The organism is Microvirga rosea (assembly GCF_020595095.1).
In the GTDB taxonomy this organism is placed as follows: Bacteria; Pseudomonadota; Alphaproteobacteria; order Rhizobiales; family Beijerinckiaceae; genus Microvirga; species Microvirga rosea.
This window is the reverse complement of record NZ_JAJDOP010000002.1, coordinates 70,758-89,010: the sequence shown is the minus strand read 5'-3', so window position 1 is coordinate 89,010 and position 18,253 is coordinate 70,758. Positions and strand designations below refer to the sequence as shown.

Below are 18,253 nucleotides of genomic sequence, written 5' to 3'. Positions count from 1 at the left end.
AATTTTTGTTTAAAGGGCAGGAAACGGCATGAGGCGCGTTGTCATCACGGGACTTGGCATGGTCACGCCGCTTGGGTGCGGTGTCGAAACCACGTGGGCGCGGATCCTGAAGAGCGAGAGCGGCGCCAACCGCATCGAGGGTTTCGAGATCAACGATCTCGCCTGCCAGATCGCCTGCCAGATTCCCACCGGCGACGGAACCGACGGCACTTTCAATGCCGATCAGTGGATGGAGCCGAAGGAGCAGCGCAAGGTCGATCCCTTCATCGTTTACGCCATGGCCGCCGCGACCCAGGCCCTCAACGATGCCGGCTGGAAACCGACCACCTACGAGGATCAATGCGCCACCGGCGTTCTGATCGGCTCGGGCATCGGCGGGATCGGCGGCATCTACGAGGCTTCCGTGACGCTTATCGAGCGCGGCCCTCGCCGGATTTCCCCCTTCTTCATCCCCGGCCGCCTCATCAACCTGGCCGGCGGCTATGTGTCCATCGCCCATGGGCTGAAGGGCCCCAACAACGCGGTCGTGACCGCCTGCTCCACCGGCTCCCACGCCATCGGGGACGCGGCACGCCTCATCGCGCTCGGCGACGCGGACGTGATGGTGGCGGGGGGCACGGAATCGCCCATCAACCGCCTGTCGATCGCCGGCTTCGCGGCCTGCCGGGCTCTGTCCACCAATTTCAACGACGACCCGACACGCGCCTCGCGTCCCTATGACAAGGACCGGGACGGTTTCGTGATGGGCGAGGGCGCAGGCGTCGTGGTGGTCGAAGAATACGAGCACGCGAAAGCCCGCGGCGCCAAGATCTATGCCGAGGTGATCGGTTATGGTCTCTCGGGCGACGCCTATCACATCACCTCGCCGTCCGAGGATGGCGATGGCGCCTATCGCTGCATGAGCGCAGCGATCAAGCGCGCGGGCATCTCGGCTTCCGAAATCGATTATATCAACGCTCACGGCACCTCGACGCCGCTGGGGGACGAGCTGGAGCTGAAGGCGGTGGAGCGGATCGTCGGCAATGCCGCCGGCAAGCTCGCCATGTCGTCTACCAAGTCGGCCATCGGCCACCTCCTGGGGGCCGCCGGAGCCGTCGAGGCCATCTTCTCGATCCTGGCGATGCGGGACGGGGTCGTGCCGCCGACGCTCAATCTCGACAATCCCTCCGTCGAGACCGCCATCGATCTGGTCCCCCACACACCGAAGAAGAAAGAGATCAACGTGGCTCTTTCGAATTCCTTCGGATTTGGCGGCACCAACGCTTCCCTGGTCTTCCGTCGCGCGGCTTGAGCCGCGCGACGGCGCTACGGCTTTTCGCCATAATCCCCACTAGGGTGTTCTGCGAGCCGGGATCGTACCGGCGGGCACCAGAAAAGCGACGCGATGTTCGGCAGAAAGAAGCAAACTCCTCCTCCGGCTGACGCAGCGTCTCACGACGCACAGCAGCCCCGCGTCGCGCCGCGTTCCCCAAGCGAGGCCATCAAGCCCATGGCGGCTCCGCCACCCCCACCGCGGACCCGCCGCCGGCGTGGCGGCATGCTGTCCGTGTTCAGCGGTCTTCTGACTCTCTTCATCGCGGTCGCCATCGCGGCGATTGTCGGGTTCGGGACCCTCGAGCGTGAGGTTACGGCCAAGGGGCCGCTGCAAAGCGACAAGGTGGTTGTGATCCCGAAAAACACGGGAACGAACGAGATTGCGGACATCCTGAAGCAGGAAGGCGTCATCAACCAGCCGCTGCTTTTCGAGATCTATGCCCTGTTCAACCGGCAGCGCGGCCAGCTCAAGGCCGGTGAATTCCTGTTCAAGGCGGGGATCAGCATTGAAGACACCATCGATACCCTCGTCCAGGGCAAGGCGATTCTTCATTCGGTGACGATCCCGGAGGGCCTCACGAGCCAGCAGATCGTGACCCGCCTCTACGACAACGATATTCTGAGCGGCGATGTGCTCGAAACGCCCCGGGAGGGCACCCTGCTTCCCGATACCTACAAGTTCGAGCGCGGGACGACCCGTCAGCAGATCATCAATTCCATGCAGGCGGCACACCGTCAGGCTTTGACCCAGATCTGGCAGCGGCGCTCTTCGGATCTTCCGGTCAAGACGCCCCAGGAGCTGGTGATCCTGGCCTCCATCGTGGAGAAGGAAACCGGACGGGCGGATGAGCGTCCCCGGGTTGCCGGCGTGTTCATCAACCGACTGATGAAGCGCATGAAGCTGCAGTCCGATCCGACCATCGTGTACGGACTGGTCGGCGGGAAGGGCACCCTCGGGCGCGGGATCATGAAGTCCGAGATCGACACCGCAACCCCCTACAACACATACGTCGTCGAAGGCCTGCCCCCCGGCCCGATCGCCAATCCCGGCCGCGCCGCGCTCGAGGCCGTGGCCAATCCGTCGCGCACCAAGGATCTCTATTTCGTGGCGGACGGCTCGGGCGGCCATGCTTTCGCCGAGAGCTACGATCAGCACCAACGCAACGTGACGCGCTGGCGACAGCTCGAAAAAGCCCGTGCCGTCGAGCCTGACGTGGATCGGGTCGATCCCGACGCGGATATGCGCGGTTCGATCACGCCGCCCGGAGCCGGGGCTCCGGACGGGAAGCGCAGCAAGGCGTTCGATGCGAGCGAAGGTACCGATAAGGACCCGCTCAAGAACAAGACCTTCGATTTGAACAGCGCCAAGACGGTTCCGACCCTGACGCAGCCGTAGGAACCTCGCAGCTTGTGGAGCGGCGTGGCGCCGACTATGGTCGCGCCGACTTTTGAAGACGCGCCTGAGGTTCACCGCATGTCCATCGCAAGCATGACCGGCTTCGCCCGCGAAGCCGGCATCACCGGCCCTTATCAATGGGCCTGGGAAATCAAGACCGTGAACGGTCGAGGTCTTGAAGTGCGGGTAAGGACTCCGGCCGGGCTCGATGCCGTCGGCGAGGAGGCGCGAAACCACATCCTCAAGGCTCTGACCCGCGGCCAGGGACAGTTGAATCTCAGTCTCTCACGTGCCTCGACGGCTCCAAAGCTGCGGGTCAATCAGGAGGCGCTGCAATCGCTTCTGGCCGCCATCGGCGACCTGCCTCTTCCGGAGAGCGTCAAGCCGGCCTCCCTCGACGGGTTGCTGGCGGTGCGCGGTGTCGTCGAAGTGGATGAAGGCAGTGCGGAGCCGGGGCAGGACGATGTTCTTCTACCGGCCCTGAGAAGTGCCATCGCAAGCCTCATCGAAGCGTTGAAGGCGGCCCGCCTACAGGAGGGGCAATCCCTGGCGGGTATTCTGCGTCAGCAGCTTGATCTCATTTCAAGCCTCGTGGATCAGGCGGAAGCGGCGCCCGCGCGGCAACCCGATGCGATCCGCGCCCGGCTGGAGGCGCAGATCGCTCAAATCCTGGAAGCCGGCGCCGCTCTTGATCCGGCGCGGCTGCACCAGGAGGCCGTGCTGATTGCGGCTCGCGCCGACATCCGCGAAGAGCTCGATCGTCTTCGCGCCCATGTGGATGCCGCGCGCAGCCTGATCGCCGAAGGCGGCGCCGTGGGTCGGCGGCTCGATTTTCTGGCCCAGGAATTCGGCCGCGAGGCCAATACCCTCTGCGCGAAAGCCAACGACGTCACCCTGTCTCGGATCGGGCTTGAGCTGAAGGCCGTTATCGAGCAATTCCGTGAGCAGGTTCAGAATGTGGAGTGATGCGGTGAGCGAAGATTCGAAAGCGTTGGTCGAGCGTCGCGGCCTCATCCTCATCCTGTCCTCGCCCTCTGGCGCGGGAAAAACCACTCTCACCCGCAGCCTCGTGGAGGAGCGGGCCGGCGTTCTCTCCGTCTCCGTTACGACCCGCCCCAAGCGCCCGTCCGAGATCGAAGGGAAGCACTATCACTTCATCGATGTTGAAGAGTTCATGGCGATGCGCGAGCGCGACGAACTCCTCGAATGGGCCGAGGTGCATGGCAACTTCTATGGCACGCCGCGCAAGCCGGTGGAGCGGACGCTCGCGGCGGGGCAGGACATGGTCTTCGACATCGACTACCAGGGCACCCGCCAGGTGCGGCAAAAGCTGCCTGAGGATGTGGTCACCGTGTTTGTCCTTCCTCCGAGCTTCAAGGAACTGAAGGCGCGCCTCGAACGCCGCGCCGAAGATGCGCCCGACGTCATCGCCAAGCGCCTCGCCAATGCCCGGGTCGAGATGGAGCGCTGGGTCGAGTACGATTACGTCATCGTCAACGAGGACCTCGGCCGCTCCTTCCAAAGCCTCAAGGCCATCCAGGCGGCGGAGCGCCTCAAGCGCGACCGCCTCGTGGGCCTGCAGGAATTCGTTGAAGGCCTGTTGTCGGAGAAGATGGACTGATCGGCGAAGGCTTCCGTCAGGCCTCGATCGGCCGGTGCGGCAACGTTCATCGCTGATGGCTGTCGGATCCCGAGGGTGATCGCCTTCGGTCTTTGCAACAGCATTTTGCGGCGTGAGGAGTGTTGCTAAAAGCGCTGCCGTATCGTCTATTCGGAAGGCTCGCAGTTCAGGCGAGTGATGATCTCAGGGCGGGGTGAAAGTCCCCACCGGCGGTAAGCGAGCCCTTGGCCCGTAAGCCCGCGAGCGCTCCTTGCCTTCGGCGGGAGGTCAGCAGATTCGGTGCGATTCCGAAGCCGACGGTTACAGTCCGGATGAAAGAGATCGGTTGTCGCGGCAGGCTGTCCGAGAGGCGGCCCGGCCGCTGCTTCCGCATGCCCTGATTCATGTGTTCAGGCATGAAAGGAAGCCACCATGAATCAGCCTATCCTATCCTCTCCATCGCAGAACTCCGCCATATCCTCCAAGGGGCAGGCTCCGCACCGGAGGCGGGTCGCCTTCGTCCAATCCACTTGGCACAGGGACATCGTCGATCGCTGCCGCGACTCCTTCCTGGCGGCCCTCGCCGAAGCGGAGTGGGATCCGGATGCCGTCGATCTCTACGAGGTGCCGGGCGCCTTCGAAATCCCGCTTCTCATCAGAAAGCTTGCCGCGCACGGGCGCTACGATGCGTTCGTGGCGGCCGGCTTCGTCGTGAACGGTGGAATCTATCGGCACGATTTCGTCGCCGAGGCCGTTATTTCCGGCTTGATGCGTGTCCAGTTGGATTGCGACGTCCCGGTTCTGTCGGCGGTTCTCACACCGCATCATTTCCATGAACACGAGGTGCATCAGGCATTCTTCCTGAGCCACTTCGAGGTGAAAGGGCGGGAGGCGGCCGCCGCCTGCCTGGCGGTTTTGAGCGAGGCCTACACGGTGCCGCTCGCTCGCTAGATAACAGGAATGGCCGCCTGCCCGGCGGCCATTTCCGGCAGTGTGGAACTCTCAGGATTGCGACGACGGCGCGGATGCGCCGCGCTGGTCATCCAGGGCATTCGCCAGCGCGACATATCCCGCGACCGGCACGTTTTCTGCCCTGGCCGTTTCATCCAATCCGGCGGCGGCGATGATCGCGGATGGATCGGAAGCCAGAGACTTCAAGCTCTGGCGGAGCATCTTTCGCCGCTGTCCGAAGGCCGCCCGTGTCACGGCTTCAAGGCTGCGGACCCGGCAGGGCAACGGCGATAGGCGCGGCGTGAGATGCACGATACTGGAGGTGATCTTGGGGGGCGGTACGAAGGCGGAGGGCGGAACGTCGAACAGGATGCGCGCCTCCGTCCGCCAGCCGCAGAGAACCCCAAGGCGTCCGTAATCCTTGGGGTCCCGCTCGTCGGCGACGATCCGTTCCGCCACCTCCCGCTGGAACATGAGCGTCAGCGAATGCCACCAGGGGGGCCAGGACTCGCCGGCGAGCCAGCCGGTCAGGAGAGCGGTGCCCACGTTGTAGGGCAGGTTGGAGATGATCCGGACGGTCTCGCTGCCGATCAACGGCTTGGGATCGAAGGTGAGGGCGTCGGCCTCGATGACCTCCAGTCGACCGGGATAGCGGGCGGCGATTTCCGCGAGCGCCGGAAGACAACGGGCATCCCGCTCGATGGCGATCACCTTGCCCGCCCCAGCCGCCAGGATGGCCCGTGTCAGACCGCCCGGGCCCGGACCGACCTCAATGACGGTGGCGCCTTCCAGAGGGCCGGCCGAGCGGGCGATCCGGCTCGTCAGATTGAGATCGAACAGGAAGTTCTGGCCGAGGGATTTCTTGGCCATCAAACCATGGGCGTGAACGACCTCGCGCAGAGGAGGAAGATCGTCGATCTGGCTCATGGCCGCCTCTCTTTGTCGGCAAGGCGTGACGCGAGGCGTATGGCGGCTTTGAGGCTGTCGGGCCGCGCCATCCCTTTTCCGGCAATGTCGAACGCCGTTCCGTGATCGGGAGAGGTGCGAATGAAGGGCAACCCCAACGTCACGTTCACCGCCTCGTCGAAGGCGATCGTCTTGATGGGGATCAGGGCCTGATCGTGATACATGGCAAGAGCCGCATCATAACGGCTGCGGGCCCTGGCATGGAACATGGTATCCGCCGGAATGGGACCTGTTGCGTCAATTCCCTCGGATTGCAGGATCCTGACCGCCGGGGCGACGATGGCCTCGTCTTCATGGCCCATCGTGCCGTTCTCGCCGGCATGCGGGTTGAGGCCGGCAACCGCGAGCCTCGGATGGGTGAGGCCGAAGCGACGGCGCAGATCCCGTGCCACGATGCGTCCCGTGCGGACGATCAGGTCCGTGGTCAACGTCCCCGGCACCGCCGCCAGCGCGATATGGACCGTGACAGGCACCACGGCAAGCGTCTCGCTCCATAGCATCATGACGGGATGGGGGGCATCCCCGTCCCGTGACGCAAGGGTTGCGAGAAATTCCGTATGTCCCGGATGCGCAAAGCCTGTTTCATAGAGAACGTGCTTGGCAATCGGATTGGTGACGATGGCCGCTCCGACCTCGCTCCGAACCAGCGCGAAAGCCTTTTCGATCGATTCGACAACCGATGGCGCATTGGCCGTATCGGGCTTGCCGGGCACGGCGAAAACGCGTCCTGCGAGCGGGAGAACGGGGAGGGCCTTCGGGAAGACCCCTATGACCTCCTCCGGTTCAACCGCCTGGATCGGCACATCCCATCCGAAAGACCGCGCTACCGAGGCGAGGTGAAGGGGATCGCAGAGGACCGCGAAAGGTGGGAGGCCGGCCGCTTTGCGCTCCAGCCAGGCCCTCAAGGTCAGTTCAGGTCCGATCCCGGCCGGGTCACCCTGCGTCAGGAGCAGCGGGCGCAGTGCCGACGCGGTCACTGGGCCGCAACACCGTCTTGGGACGAGTCGCTTCCGCTGAGGTTCTGATTGAAGGAGACTTCGCCGAGAGTCCGCAGTTCGAGGCGGAGCAGGACGGTGTGGTTGCGGTCCTTCTCGCCCGATGTGACCGACACGTCTCGCGGCGAGACCGAGTAGCTGACCGAGAAGGTCGTGCATTCATCCACGTAGCCGATGCCCAGAGACATGGAGCTCACGTAAGCCGCGTTCTGCCGGTTATAGACCGCAGTCGCCGGGTTGATGGCGTAGGCGGTTGCGTAATTATCCCGTGCCAGCAGGTAGCGATCGAGATCGAGCAGCAGCGAACCCGTCACATACCAGTTCGGCGTGAGATTCCAGGTTCCCGAGGTCAGGATTCCTTCACGACGATGATCGAAGCCAATCTCAGGCTGCGCCGCATAGCGCGCATAGGTCAGACTGGCCGAGAAGGGAATGTAAGGATTGAAATTCGCCGTAACGCCGGTCTCGATCCGGTTGACGTCCAGATTGTCCTTATCGAACCGGCCGCGCGCCACGAAGGTGAAGTTCTTGTTGGGCGAAACCTGGAAGCGACCGACATAGTCGGAGACGCGGGTATCAAGTCCGGATGCCAGGCCCGTATTCACGAGATCCGGCTTGGCGAAGGAGTTCGTACCGGCCAGTTGGTAGGATTGGCCGAACAGGACATTCGCATAGAAGTCGTTGGCGCCCGTCACCGTGTACTGGATGCCCACATTGGCGCGGGTGCCGCCCTCGGCCCGGTCATAGCCCGAGAACTTGTCCCAATCGAACAGGGAGGTGTCCTCGAACACGAGGCTTTGCGCATCCTCGTTCGGCAGCTTGCCGATCCGGGTCTCGCTCGGGCGGGCGATGATCTGCGCAATCGGCTCGATGACCTGCTTGCCGGAGGTGCCGAGACTGGCGACGAAGGGGAAGCGGTATTCCAGGCCGACCGCCGGCATGCCGCGGAACGAGAAGTCGTCGTCGCCGCTGATGAAGTTCGGCAGTTCGTTGTTCTGATAGCCGCTCACGTCGGGGGAGAACTTGAAGGCATCGCCACGGACATAGGCGAAGGGCGTCCAGGACTGGCCGACCGGATCGATGAACTCGCGCCGCCAGGACAGGTTCAGCGAAGCCCGAGTCGTCGTGCCGCTGACGCCGCGCACCAAGCACGAGCCCTTTTCGAAAACGGCGCAGGTCTCATAGAGGCCGAACAGGTACGTCAGCTGCTTCGGAACCTGCTGATACTGCGCGGCTTCGCGGGACAGGCTGGTGACGTTGGCGTCGATCGTCAGTTCTCCGCCGATGCCGGCGGGGGTGATGCGCTTGTTGTAGTCCACGACCGGAGCGACGACCGGCTGCTGCTTCTGCCAGTCCGTGCTGGACAGGCCCTGGAAGTAGTAGCCGCGCATATCGAAGAAGGAGCGATCGCCCACGCCCTGCAGGTACAGGGTCGAGATCGATTCCTTGACATAGACGGTATTCAGGCTCTCGCTGCGGATGCGGTAGTTCTGCAGGAACCACTTGTCGGACAAGAGAGCGACGTCCCAGCCCCATTTCCAGCGCTCGTTGATATAGAACAAGCCGGTGGATTCGAGCGAGCCTCGTTCCGTCCGATCGCCGGGGCCGTAGGGAGACACGAGAAACGCATCCGGATCCAGCTGCGAGATTCCCGAGGCGCGGATGTTGTAGGTGCCGTTTTCAAGCCGATGCCGCCATTCCACCTGGGCCAGGAGGCCCTGGCGGCTCAGATAGGTCGGCGTGAATGTCAGGTCGTAGTTCGGCGCGAGGTTCCAGAAGAACGGGATCGAGGCGCCGTAGCCGAGGGAGCTCGAATAAACGTAGCGCGGCGACAGGAAGCCGGTCTTGCGCTTCACCGTCGGATCCGGCGTCCAGAAATAGGGCAGGTAGGCGACCGGAATGCCATAGATCTCGAGCGTCGCATCTTCGTAGTAGATGGTCTGCTCGCTGTTGTTGTGAATGATCTTGGCGGCCTTCACCTGCCAGAGCGGAGGCTTCTCGGGATTTTCCTTACAGGGTTCGCAGGCCGTATAGGTTCCCCGCTCGAAGACGGTGGTTTCGCCCTCGGCGCGCTCCGCGCGGGGAGAGGAGAAGCGGGTCGTCACGGGGACCCCGTTCTCCACGGTCTTCTGAACGACGCGCAGCGAATCGATGAAGCCGCTCTTGAAGTCGTCGGTCAGTTCGAATCGGGAACCGGTGGTGACGCCACCGTTCTCGTCCGTCAGCTTGGCATTGCCTTCGGCATAGACGCGCCCGGTATTGCGGTCGTAGGTCACCCGGTCGGCCTGGAGGGTCCGGCCCTGATAGTTGAGCTGGACGTCGCCGGAGGCCGAGATCGTGTTCTTGTCGTTGTTGTAGATGATTTCCTTGGCGTCGACGAGGAGGCGGTCGTTGCCGGATCCGGACTGGGCCTGGCTGCCGAGGCGCTCGTTCAGGGTCTGGGCCAAGACAGGCGTCGACCCGACGGCACAAAGAAGCGCCATCGCGACCGCAGACATTGCGATCGTTGTCTTAACCCGGACCATCATCACTCCTTACAAGGCCTTTCCCATGAGGACATCAACCGTCCTCTTGGTACAATAAAGCGAGAGTCCCCAACAAACTGCCTACAACTGCAGGAAGCCACGCGGCAACCACCGTACTGATGATTCCAGAGGCCCCAAGCTCCGCCATAAGCTCCGTCGCGACATAAAGCACGAAGCCGGCAGCAACGCCACCCAGAACCATCATCGCCACACCACCAAATCGAAAGAATCTTAACGAAACGGATGCCGCTACGAAAACCATGGCGATGAAAAGCAGAGGGCGGGCCAGAAGCACGTCGTAGTGCAGTTTGTAGGAGGTCGTGTTGAGGTCGGCCTTTTCCAGGCGATCGATCGTTTCCTTGAGCTTCCAGAAGGGAACGGCATCCGGATCGGTGAAGCTCTGACGAACCTGCGAAGGCTGCAGATTCGAGGCGATCATGTAGCGGTCATAAACGTGAGGTTCCTCCACGGCCGAGAGGACCCGCGCGTCTTTCAGCTCCCAGTAACCTTCATGAAGAATCGCCTCGCCCGCTTCGATTCGCTGGCTGAAGGACCCGGAATTGTCGAAGGTATAGACGGTCACCCCGGTCAGGGTGGCCGAATCGGCGAGGGAGCCTTCGGCCCGGAAGATGGCCTGGCCGTCGATGCTCTTCTGACGAAGCCACAGGGCTTTTCCATTGGGCTGGAAGGCTTTGGCGAACACCTTGGCTTCGATGTTGGTGGCCCGCTGCTTCAAGGCCGCCGAAATGGGATTGTAGATGGTGACCGATACGATCCCGATCAGGAGGGCCACGAGGAGGCCGGGCTGCAGAAACTGCCATGCCGAAACCCCGGCGGCCCGGGCCACCACGAGCTCAAGCTTCCGGCTGAGCTGAAGAAGGCTCGCCATGCTGCCGAACAGGATCGCGAACGGCATGATCTGCTCGGCGATGGCAGGGGTCCGGAAAAGGGCCAGCTGGGCCATCAGGGCAGGGGTTGCTCCCTCCGCCTCGCCCGCGCGGCGCATGAGCTCCACGAAGTCCAGGGTGTAGGCGAGGGCGAACACTGTCGCGAAGACGAGGAAGATCATCTTCAGGAACTGCCGGGAGAAATAGCTCCCGAGCGTGGCACCGATCAGCATGCTCAAGCTTTCTGGTATTTGCTGGTCCGCGACGGGATCATCGCGCGGATGAGCGCCGCTCCTCGGGACCGCACGGCATGAAGGGCCGAACCCTGGAGAATGATCAGCAGGGAAAAGGCGATGGCCAACAGGGGGGCACCATAGACACCGATCACGGCTGTCGGCGTTCGGACAACCGCGCTCGAAGCCGCAAAGCCCGCGATCCGCAGGGCGACAACGGCCAGGACGGCGGACGCCATGGCCAGACCGCGCCCCTGCCGGGTGGTGCGCGCCTCGCCCAGAGCCGCGAAGGCGATCGTCATCATGGCGAGAGGATAAAGCCAGGCGGACAGCCGGTCATGGAGCTCGGCCCTGAAGCGCCCCTCCTGATACTGATAGAGAAACTCTTTCTTGTCGGGGAACAGGAGCTGGGTCGTACTCCGCTCGCGGGGCTTGTAGACGATATCCCCGTTTTCCTCGTTGAACGCCGCAAGGTCGACGGCGTAACGCTCGAACGCCACGATCGAGGAATCCCGGCTGTTGGGCTCCTTGCGCTGAACGCTGCCCTTCTCGAGAACCAGATAGGCTTGGCCGTTCGATTCGATCGTTTGTCCGCGTTCCGCAAGGTAGACGACCGCTTTGTCCTTCACCCGCTGATCCTGCATGAAGATGCCGAGCAAAGCGTCGCCCGATCGTTCGCGGTAATGGAAGGTGATGCCGTTATCGAGGGTGATGAACTGCCCCTCCTTGGCCATCGTGGCCACGAAGTCGGCGCGAATCTTGGTCACGAGGTTGCGGAGCTCCTGGAAGCTCGCGGGCATGATGTAGATCGTGATGATGCCGACGATGAAGCACACGAAGGTGGCCAGCACGAAGAACGGCCGCAGGAGGCGCCTGGGCGGCATCCCGGCGGCGCTCATCACGATCAGTTCCGAATCGCCGTTGAGCTTGTTGAGGGCGTAAAGCGTCGCCAGAAACAGGGCGACCGGCGAGATCACGTTGATCAGGGCCGGAAGCGACAGTCCCGTCACCGTGAAAAAGATGAACAAGGTCTGACCTTTACCGGTCAGAAGGTCGAGCTCGCGCAGCGCCTGCGTGATCCAGATCACGCCTGTCAGCGCAATGAGGCAGGCGGCAAAGGCCGAGAAGGTGATCTTGAGAATATAACGTTCTAGAAGTGTCATGAAGCCCATCGCGGCAGGCGCCTTTGTCCTGGGTACTCTGTCACAGATCCAAAAGGCAAGACTGGCGTGCTCTCCAACAGCTTGAGATTGCGCCGCTTTCGCGGCAAAGCTGCGTGAACCTGCGGGCGAAGTGCTATATGTCACCATAGGTCGCAGCCGGATCCGCCGGCTCGGCTTCCGCAACGGAAGATTTCAAGAGGATTTCATGGCCGACACCATCAAGATCGACTTCCACGCTCCCGGTGCGGTCGACGGGGGAGATATCGTCGTGTTCGTCGATGAGACCCTCAAGCCCGCTCCCGCCGTCGCAAAGCAGCTGGGACAAAAGGCCGTCGATCTGGTCGCGAAGGTCGCTTCCATCGAGAACTTCAAGGGCAAGGCCAAATCGGCCCTTGTCATCGCGGCGCCGACGGCGCCCGCGGCGGACCGGCTGATCGTCGTCGGTCTCGGGGGAGAGAAGGATCGGGCCGGTCTCGATTGGGCGCAGCTGGGTGGTCTGGTGGCCGGCAAGGTGTCGGGCAAGGCCACGACCATCGTGGCGGAGTTTCCGGGCCTTTCACCGAGCCCGGAGAATATCGCCGACATGGCACTCGGCATCCGCCTGCGGCGTTACGCGTTCGATCGCTACAAGACGAAGAAGGACGACGGAAAGGCCGAGGGCCCGAGCCGCTTCGTCTTTGCGGTGTCCGACCCTGCCGCCGCGAAGAAAGCCGTCAAGGTCGCCGATGGCCTGGCGACCGGCGTCACCCTCGCGCGTGACCTGGTCAACGAGCCTCCGAATGTCCTGGGTCCCGAGGAATTCGCAGCGCGCGCACAAGCGCTGACCAAGCTTGGGGTCGAGGTGGAGATCCTCGACGAGAAGGCGATGCAGAAGCTCGGCATGCGGGCGCTGCTCGGGGTCGGGCAGGGTTCGACCCGGGGAAGCCGCGTCGCGATCATGCGCTGGAACGGCGGCAAGGCGGGAGACCAGCCCATCGCCTTCATCGGCAAAGGGGTGGTGTTCGATTCAGGCGGCATCTCCATCAAGCCCGGCGGCGGCATGGAGGATATGAAAGGCGACATGGCGGGCGCCGCCTGCGTGGTCGGCCTCATGCATGCCCTGGCGAGCCGCAAGGCCAAGGCGAACGTCATCGGAGCCATCGGCCTCGTCGAGAACATGCCGGACGGAAGCGCCCAGCGGCCCGGCGACATCGTCACCACCATGTCGGGCCAGACCATCGAGATCATCAACACGGATGCGGAAGGACGTCTCGTTCTCGCGGATGTGCTTTGGTATGTGCAGGATCGCTTCAAGCCGAAATTCATGATCGATCTCGCGACCCTGACAGGTGCGATCCTGGTCGCGCTCGCGCAGGAATATGCAGGCCTGTTTTCGAACGACGACGAACTCGCACAGCGTCTCGCGGCCGCCGGTCAGGCGACCGGCGAACGTGTCTGGCGCATGCCGCTGGGACCTGAATTCGACAAGATGATCGAATCGAAATTCGCCGACATGAAGAATTCCGGCGGCCGTCAGGGCGGATCGAGCACGGCGGCGGCCCTGCTTCAGAAGTTCGTCAACGATGTTCCATGGGCCCACCTGGATATCGCAGGGACGGCCATGGGCTCGCCGCAGACGGAGATCAACAAGGGCTGGAGCTCCGGCTGGGGCGTCCGCCTGCTCGACCGCCTCGTGCGGGACCATTACGAACGCTGATGCTGCCGATGGACAGGAACCTTCGCCCCTTCTCTCCCGAGCGATGCGAGCGCGCATGACGGAGGTTCTTTTCTATCACCTTCAGCAACAATCCCTCGAAGCCGTGCTTCCGACGCTGCTTCAGAAGACGTTGGAGCGCGGATGGCGTGCCGTGGTCCAGGCGACCACGGAGGAGCGCCAGTCCGCGCTCGACGACCACCTGTGGACCTTCACCGACGAGAGCTTCCTGCCGCATGGGACGGACCGGGAGGCGCATGCAGCCGACCAGCCGGTGCTGATCACCTTAAGCGGGGGAAATCCGAACGGCTCGCAGGTCCGCTTTCTTGTCGAGGGAGCGGCCCTGCCGGAGGACCTCCCGTCCTATGAGCGGATCGCCATCCTGTTCGACGGCAATGACGTGCAGGCCCTGGCCCTGGCGCGCGACCACTGGCGTGCCGTAAAGGAAGCAGGCCACGACGCGACCTACTGGCAGCAGGATGACCGGGGACGTTGGCAGAGGAAGGCTTGAACGGCCGGAACGGAGCATACACTCCTCCGTTTGAACCACGGCCAAGGAAAGATCATGATGACCAGAATCCCGCGCCTTCCCTTCTTGATGGCATTGTGCCTGATGCTCGCCGCGCCTCACCTGACTCGCGCCCAGGAGAGGGCGGGGCAGGAGCGGGCCGGTCAGGAAGGGCGCGAGCCGGCGCAGCAGGAAACCCGGCCGCGGTCCGGGGCCGACGCGCAGCGCCTCCCGCCGGAATCGACCACGCGCCACACGATCGAGCTTCCAGGCCGCACGATCCGCCTGACGGCGACCGCCGGCAGCCTGACGTTGACCGATCAGCAAGGGGCCCCGCAGGCGGAGATCGCCTTTGTCGCCTATCTGCGTGACGACACGGACCCGGCGTCGCGGCCCGTGACTTTCGCGGTCAACGGGGGGCCGGGAGCATCATCGGCCTACCTGAACCTTCTGGCGATCGGGCCATGGCGCCTTCCTCTCGACGGGCCGACCATCCGGCCCTCGGCTCCGCCCGCCCTGGTGCCGAACGCGGAAACATGGCTCGATTTCACGGATCTGGTTTTCATCGATCCGCCCGGCACGGGCTATAGCCGCGTCCTCGGGGGCGATCAGGTGCGCGAGCGGTTCTATTCCGTGCAGGGCGACATCGACGGGCTCGCGGCCTTCGTGATGCGATGGCTGAAGGAAAAGAACCGGCTTCAATCGCCGAAGTTCTTCGTCGGGGAGAGTTATGGCGGATTCCGCGGTCCTCTCCTGGCTCAGAAATTGCAGAGCGATCAGGGAATTGGCTTCAGCGGTCTCGTTCTTGTGTCTCCGGTTTTTGATTTCGACTGGCTCAATCAGCGTTCCGGCGCGCCCTGGGCAGAGGCTGCCCTGCTTCCTTCCTATGCGGCCGCCATGCGTGCCCAGCGTGGCCCCGTCACCCGCGAGGCCATGCAGGACGTCGAGCGTTACGCCTCGGGCGAGTATCTGGTCGATCTGATGCGGGGTCTCCAGGACAAGGAGGCGGTGGACCGTATCAGCCGGCGCGTCGCCGAGCTGACCGGATTGAACCCCGACCTGACCCGGCGCCTTGCGGGACGTATCGAGCCCCGGACGTTCCAGCGCGAGCTGCGGCGACAGTCGGGCGAGGTGGTCAGCGCCTATGATGCGAATGTGTACACGGCCGATCCCGAGCCTCATTCCGACGTCACGCGGTTCGAGGACCCGGTCCTGTCCGCCATGACGGCACCTTTGACGAGCGCGATGATCGACCACCTCACGCGCACGCTCAACTATAGGCCTGATGGCCGCTACAACCTTCTGAGCGAGGGTGTCATCCGCGGCTGGCGGTGGGGTGGCGGCCGGGAGGCGCCGGAAAACACGGACGAGCTGAAAAGCGCCTTGGCTCTCGACGGATCCATGCGGGTGCTGGTTGCCCACGGTTTCACGGATCTCATCACGCCCTATTACGCAAGTCAGCTTCAAATGAACCAGATCCCGGATCTCGGACCCGAACGACGCCTGTCGCTCTCGGTTTACGACGGCGGTCACATGTTCTATTCGCGCAATGGCTCACGTCAGGCATTTCGGACTGACGTGCAGACGCTCTTCGAAAAGGCGCTGCAGGCGCGGGCCGCTGCCAAAAAGGACTGAACCACAAATGCGTATCATGTTTGTCATGGCACTCGCCGTCACGGCCACCGGCCTTGCCGCCTGCACCGGCGGCCGAACGGAGGCCCCCGCGGTTGCGGCAATGCCTCCGGCGACTGCACCGATGGCGTCTGCCGCGCCTGCCTATTCGGGCCCGGTTCTCAGCCCCGAAGGGCAGTGCCAGGGCGCGACAGCAAGTACGGCGAGCGCCATCGAGCCGGGAATTGGCGAGTGCGATCTCGTGCGTCTCAAAGGCAAGTCGCCGACCGACGTTCTCGTGGGCGAAAGCGGAAAGGGGCAGCGCGAGGTCCAGGTGCTCTATTCCGAGCCCGGCGGCCGCGAACTCTACTTCTTCGTGAACAACCGGCTGGACCGGGTGGTGAAGTAGGGCCGGGGCTGCCACAGGGCCGAGACGCCCAGGACATAAGGCTACGAAGCCGACTCGATTTCGCTGCTGAGCGACAGCCACTCTTCTTCGACGGCCGCCAGGGTCTCGGCGGCCTCGGCCCGCATCTTCGACAGCTCGGTGGCCTTGGCGGCGTCCTTCTGGAAGGCGGTGCCGTCGGCAAGGGCGGCGTCGACCTTGCCGATCACATCGGTGAGCTTGGCCATCCTTGCTTCGAGGGCATCGAGCTTCTTGCGCATGGGCGCGAGGGCAACCCGCCTCTCCGCGGCTGCGCGCCGTTCATCCGTCCGAGACGGTGAGGCGGCCTGATCCCTGTCGCCCCGGCGATCGGCCTCGAGATCGCCGGACAGGACGAGCTGCCGGTAATCGTCCATATCCCCATCGAAGGGCTTCACGGAGCCGTTGCCGACGATCCACAGGCGGTCGGCACAGGCCTCGATCAGGAAGCGGTCGTGGCTGACCAGGATCACGGCCCCCGTATAATCGTTGATCGCCTCCATGAGCGCCGTGCGGCTGTCGATGTCGAGATGGTTCGTGGGCTCGTCGAGGATCAGCAGATGTGGGCCGTGAAAGGCCGCAAGCCCCATAAGAAGCCGGGCCTTCTCGCCTCCTGAGAGGGCGGAAACCGGCGTGTCCGCCTTGGCCCCGGGGAAGCCGAACCGGGCCGCACGCGCCCGGGCTTTCGCCACCGGCACGTCGGGCATCAGGGCCGCCACATGCTCATAGGCGGTCGCGGAAGGGTTGAGCTCGTCCACCTGGTGCTGGGCGAAGTAGGCGACCTCCATCTTGGCGGGCCAGCGGATATCGCCCTTGAGGGGCGGCAGGCGCCCGCCGACGAGCTTGCAGAAGGTCGACTTGCCGTTGCCGTTGGCGCCCAGGAGGGCGATCCTGTCGTCCGGCTGAATCGTGAGATTGAGCCGATCGAGGATCGTTCTCTCCCCATAGCCCACGGCGACGCTTTCCACTGCGATCAGGGGCGGGGCGATCGGTCGCTCCGGCCCGGGCAGGTCGAAGGGAAGGACCTCGTCCTCCACGATGGTCGTAACGGGCTCCAGCTTGGCGAGCCGCTTGACCCGAGACTGAGCCTGGCGGGCTTTGGAGGCCTTGGCCTTGAAGCGATCGATGAAGGATTGCAGGTGCTTGCGCTCGGCGTCCTGCTTCGCCTTCATCTTCGCCGTCAGCTCGCGTTTCTCCGCCAGCTGCTTGGCGAAGGACGTATAGCCGCCGCGATAGATGGACAGCTTGCCCCGGTCGAGGTGAAGGATGTGGTTCACCGACGTGTCGAGCAGTTCCCGATCGTGGCTGATCACCAGAACCGTATGCGGATACCGTCCGAGATAATCGTAGAGCCAGAGCGTGCCTTCCAGGTCCAGGTAGTTGGTGGGCTCATCCAGCAGGAGCAGATCGGGGGCGGCGAACAGGACAGCCGCAAGGGCAACGCGCATGCGCCAGCCGCCGGAGAACGACGAGCAGGGCCGGTTCTGCGCCTCCGCGTCGAAACCGAGGCCGTGAAGGATCGCAGCGGCCCGCGCCGGCGCGGAATAGCCGTCGATATCCATGAGCCTGGTTTCGATCTCGGCCCTGCGGATCCCATCGGCCGTCTCGGCCTCCTTCAGGAGAGACGTGCGCTCCTTGTCGGCGGCCAGCACCACTTCGATCAGGCTTTCGGGGCCTCCCGGGGCCTCCTGGGACACGGCGCCGATCCGCACGCCCCGGGGGAGGGAGATCTCTCCGCTTTCAGGCGCGATCTCTCCTTGGACGATCCTGAAGAGGGTCGTCTTGCCTGCGCCATTGCGTCCCACGAGGCCGACTTTGCTGCCGGTCGGCAGGGCAAAGGAGGCGTGGTCGAGGATGATGCGGTCGCCGATGCGATAGGTCAGGTCGTTGACGTGAAGCATGGGGCCTTTTGGCTCGGAGGCGCTTTCAAGGCAAGGCGAGAGTTCGAGCCGGAATTCGTGAATTGCCCACGGGACCTCATAGCTGG

General features: G+C 63.8%; 15 protein-coding genes and 1 riboswitch. Of the genes, 9 read left to right on the top strand and 6 right to left on the bottom strand.

Annotated elements, in window-relative coordinates:
• Positions 1–28: 28 nt before the first annotated feature.
• The 5 genes from fabF (at position 29) to LJD17_RS04685 (ending at position 5,261) form a co-directional block, all read left to right on the top strand.
• A complete protein-coding gene (gene fabF / locus LJD17_RS04705) occupies positions 29–1,291 on the top strand; it encodes a beta-ketoacyl-ACP synthase II (RefSeq protein WP_227383005.1) in 1,263 nt (420 codons plus the stop codon).
• Positions 1,292–1,384: 93 nt separating this feature from the next.
• Complete coding sequence (mltG, locus tag LJD17_RS04700) at positions 1,385–2,710, top strand: endolytic transglycosylase MltG (protein ID WP_227383004.1); 1,326 nt, start codon at positions 1,385–1,387, stop codon at positions 2,708–2,710.
• Between the two features lie 78 nt (positions 2,711–2,788).
• Positions 2,789–3,676 carry a YicC/YloC family endoribonuclease gene (locus LJD17_RS04695; protein ID WP_227383003.1) on the top strand — a complete coding sequence of 296 codons (888 nt, stop codon included), beginning with the start codon at positions 2,789–2,791 and terminating at the stop codon, positions 3,674–3,676.
• Entirely contained in the window at positions 3,666–4,331 is a 666-nt protein-coding gene (gene gmk / locus LJD17_RS04690; protein ID WP_227383646.1) for a guanylate kinase, read from the top strand. The genes LJD17_RS04695 and gmk overlap by 11 nt, the downstream gene beginning before the upstream one ends.
• A gap of 175 nt (positions 4,332–4,506) precedes the next feature.
• Positions 4,507–4,658: riboswitch (FMN riboswitch) on the top strand.
• Between the two features lie 84 nt (positions 4,659–4,742).
• Positions 4,743–5,261 carry a 6,7-dimethyl-8-ribityllumazine synthase gene (locus tag LJD17_RS04685; RefSeq protein ID WP_227383002.1) on the top strand — a complete coding sequence of 173 codons (519 nt, stop codon included), beginning with the start codon at positions 4,743–4,745 and terminating at the stop codon, positions 5,259–5,261.
• Between the two features lie 51 nt (positions 5,262–5,312).
• On the opposite strand, the gene rsmA is transcribed toward LJD17_RS04685, so the two are convergent.
• From rsmA to lptF, 5 genes are read right to left on the bottom strand one after another with little or no spacing between them, the layout of a single operon-like run.
• Entirely contained in the window at positions 5,313–6,188 is an 876-nt protein-coding gene (rsmA, locus tag LJD17_RS04680) for a 16S rRNA (adenine(1518)-N(6)/adenine(1519)-N(6))-dimethyltransferase RsmA (protein WP_227383001.1), read from the bottom strand.
• Positions 6,185–7,204 (bottom strand): 4-hydroxythreonine-4-phosphate dehydrogenase PdxA, encoded by a 1,020-nt coding sequence (gene pdxA / locus LJD17_RS04675; RefSeq protein WP_227383000.1) that lies wholly within the window; start codon positions 7,202–7,204, stop codon positions 6,185–6,187. The genes rsmA and pdxA overlap by 4 nt, the downstream gene beginning before the upstream one ends.
• Complete coding sequence (locus LJD17_RS04670) at positions 7,201–9,750, bottom strand: LPS-assembly protein LptD (protein ID WP_227382999.1); 2,550 nt, start codon at positions 9,748–9,750, stop codon at positions 7,201–7,203. Before LJD17_RS04670 ends, pdxA begins: the two co-directional genes overlap by 4 nt.
• Positions 9,751–9,781: 31 nt before the next feature.
• The gene (lptG, locus tag LJD17_RS04665; RefSeq protein WP_227382998.1) at positions 9,782–10,867 is read right to left on the bottom strand and encodes an LPS export ABC transporter permease LptG; all 1,086 of its coding nucleotides are present in this window, start codon (positions 10,865–10,867) and stop codon (positions 9,782–9,784) included.
• Between the two features lie 2 nt (positions 10,868–10,869).
• Entirely contained in the window at positions 10,870–12,030 is a 1,161-nt protein-coding gene (gene lptF / locus LJD17_RS04660; protein ID WP_227382997.1) for an LPS export ABC transporter permease LptF, read from the bottom strand.
• Positions 12,031–12,235: 205 nt separating this feature from the next.
• Here lptF and LJD17_RS04655 point away from each other — a divergent pair, with 205 nt between their 5' ends.
• Genes LJD17_RS04655 through LJD17_RS04640 form a run of 4 tightly spaced genes read left to right on the top strand, consistent with a single transcriptional unit; the run spans position 12,236 to position 16,251 of the window.
• Positions 12,236–13,726 carry a leucyl aminopeptidase gene (locus LJD17_RS04655; protein ID WP_227382996.1) on the top strand — a complete coding sequence of 497 codons (1,491 nt, stop codon included), beginning with the start codon at positions 12,236–12,238 and terminating at the stop codon, positions 13,724–13,726.
• 55 nt (positions 13,727–13,781) lie between these two features.
• Positions 13,782–14,234 (top strand): DNA polymerase III subunit chi, encoded by a 453-nt coding sequence (locus LJD17_RS04650; protein ID WP_227382995.1) that lies wholly within the window; start codon positions 13,782–13,784, stop codon positions 14,232–14,234.
• A 54-nt stretch (positions 14,235–14,288) separates the two neighbouring features.
• On the top strand, positions 14,289–15,866 hold the full coding sequence (locus LJD17_RS04645; protein WP_227382994.1) for a S10 family peptidase: 1,578 nt from the start codon (positions 14,289–14,291) through the stop codon (positions 15,864–15,866).
• Between the two features lie 7 nt (positions 15,867–15,873).
• Complete coding sequence (locus LJD17_RS04640) at positions 15,874–16,251, top strand: hypothetical protein (RefSeq protein ID WP_227382993.1); 378 nt, start codon at positions 15,874–15,876, stop codon at positions 16,249–16,251.
• A 41-nt stretch (positions 16,252–16,292) separates the two neighbouring features.
• Here the strand turns inward: LJD17_RS04640 and LJD17_RS04635 are convergent, their stop codons facing one another.
• Positions 16,293–18,167: an ABC-F family ATP-binding cassette domain-containing protein gene (locus LJD17_RS04635; RefSeq protein ID WP_227382992.1), complete on the bottom strand. Its 1,875-nt coding sequence runs from the start codon at positions 18,165–18,167 to the stop codon at positions 16,293–16,295.
• Between the last annotated feature and the right edge of the window lie 86 nt (positions 18,168–18,253).

What these genes read in the sequence shown, in the direction of transcription:
- lptG (WP_227382998.1), bottom strand. Translation starts at nt 10,867, where the DNA reads ATGCTGATCGGTGCCACGCTCGGGAGCTATTTCTCCCGGCAGTTCCTG.
- LJD17_RS04670 (WP_227382999.1), bottom strand. Translation starts at nt 9,750, where the DNA reads ATGATGGTCCGGGTTAAGACAACGATCGCAATGTCTGCGGTCGCGATG.
- LJD17_RS04655 (WP_227382996.1), top strand. Translation starts at nt 12,236, where the DNA reads ATGGCCGACACCATCAAGATCGACTTCCACGCTCCCGGTGCGGTCGAC.
- lptF (WP_227382997.1), bottom strand. Translation starts at nt 12,030, where the DNA reads ATGACACTTCTAGAACGTTATATTCTCAAGATCACCTTCTCGGCCTTT.
- LJD17_RS04650 (WP_227382995.1), top strand. Translation starts at nt 13,782, where the DNA reads ATGACGGAGGTTCTTTTCTATCACCTTCAGCAACAATCCCTCGAAGCC.
- fabF (WP_227383005.1), top strand. Translation starts at nt 29, where the DNA reads ATGAGGCGCGTTGTCATCACGGGACTTGGCATGGTCACGCCGCTTGGG.
- LJD17_RS04695 (WP_227383003.1), top strand. Translation starts at nt 2,789, where the DNA reads ATGTCCATCGCAAGCATGACCGGCTTCGCCCGCGAAGCCGGCATCACC.
- gmk (WP_227383646.1), top strand. Translation starts at nt 3,666, where the DNA reads ATGTGGAGTGATGCGGTGAGCGAAGATTCGAAAGCGTTGGTCGAGCGT.
- LJD17_RS04685 (WP_227383002.1), top strand. Translation starts at nt 4,743, where the DNA reads ATGAATCAGCCTATCCTATCCTCTCCATCGCAGAACTCCGCCATATCC.
- LJD17_RS04635 (WP_227382992.1), bottom strand. Translation starts at nt 18,167, where the DNA reads ATGCTTCACGTCAACGACCTGACCTATCGCATCGGCGACCGCATCATC.
- LJD17_RS04640 (WP_227382993.1), top strand. Translation starts at nt 15,874, where the DNA reads ATGCGTATCATGTTTGTCATGGCACTCGCCGTCACGGCCACCGGCCTT.
- mltG (WP_227383004.1), top strand. Translation starts at nt 1,385, where the DNA reads ATGTTCGGCAGAAAGAAGCAAACTCCTCCTCCGGCTGACGCAGCGTCT.
- rsmA (WP_227383001.1), bottom strand. Translation starts at nt 6,188, where the DNA reads ATGAGCCAGATCGACGATCTTCCTCCTCTGCGCGAGGTCGTTCACGCC.
- LJD17_RS04645 (WP_227382994.1), top strand. Translation starts at nt 14,289, where the DNA reads ATGATGACCAGAATCCCGCGCCTTCCCTTCTTGATGGCATTGTGCCTG.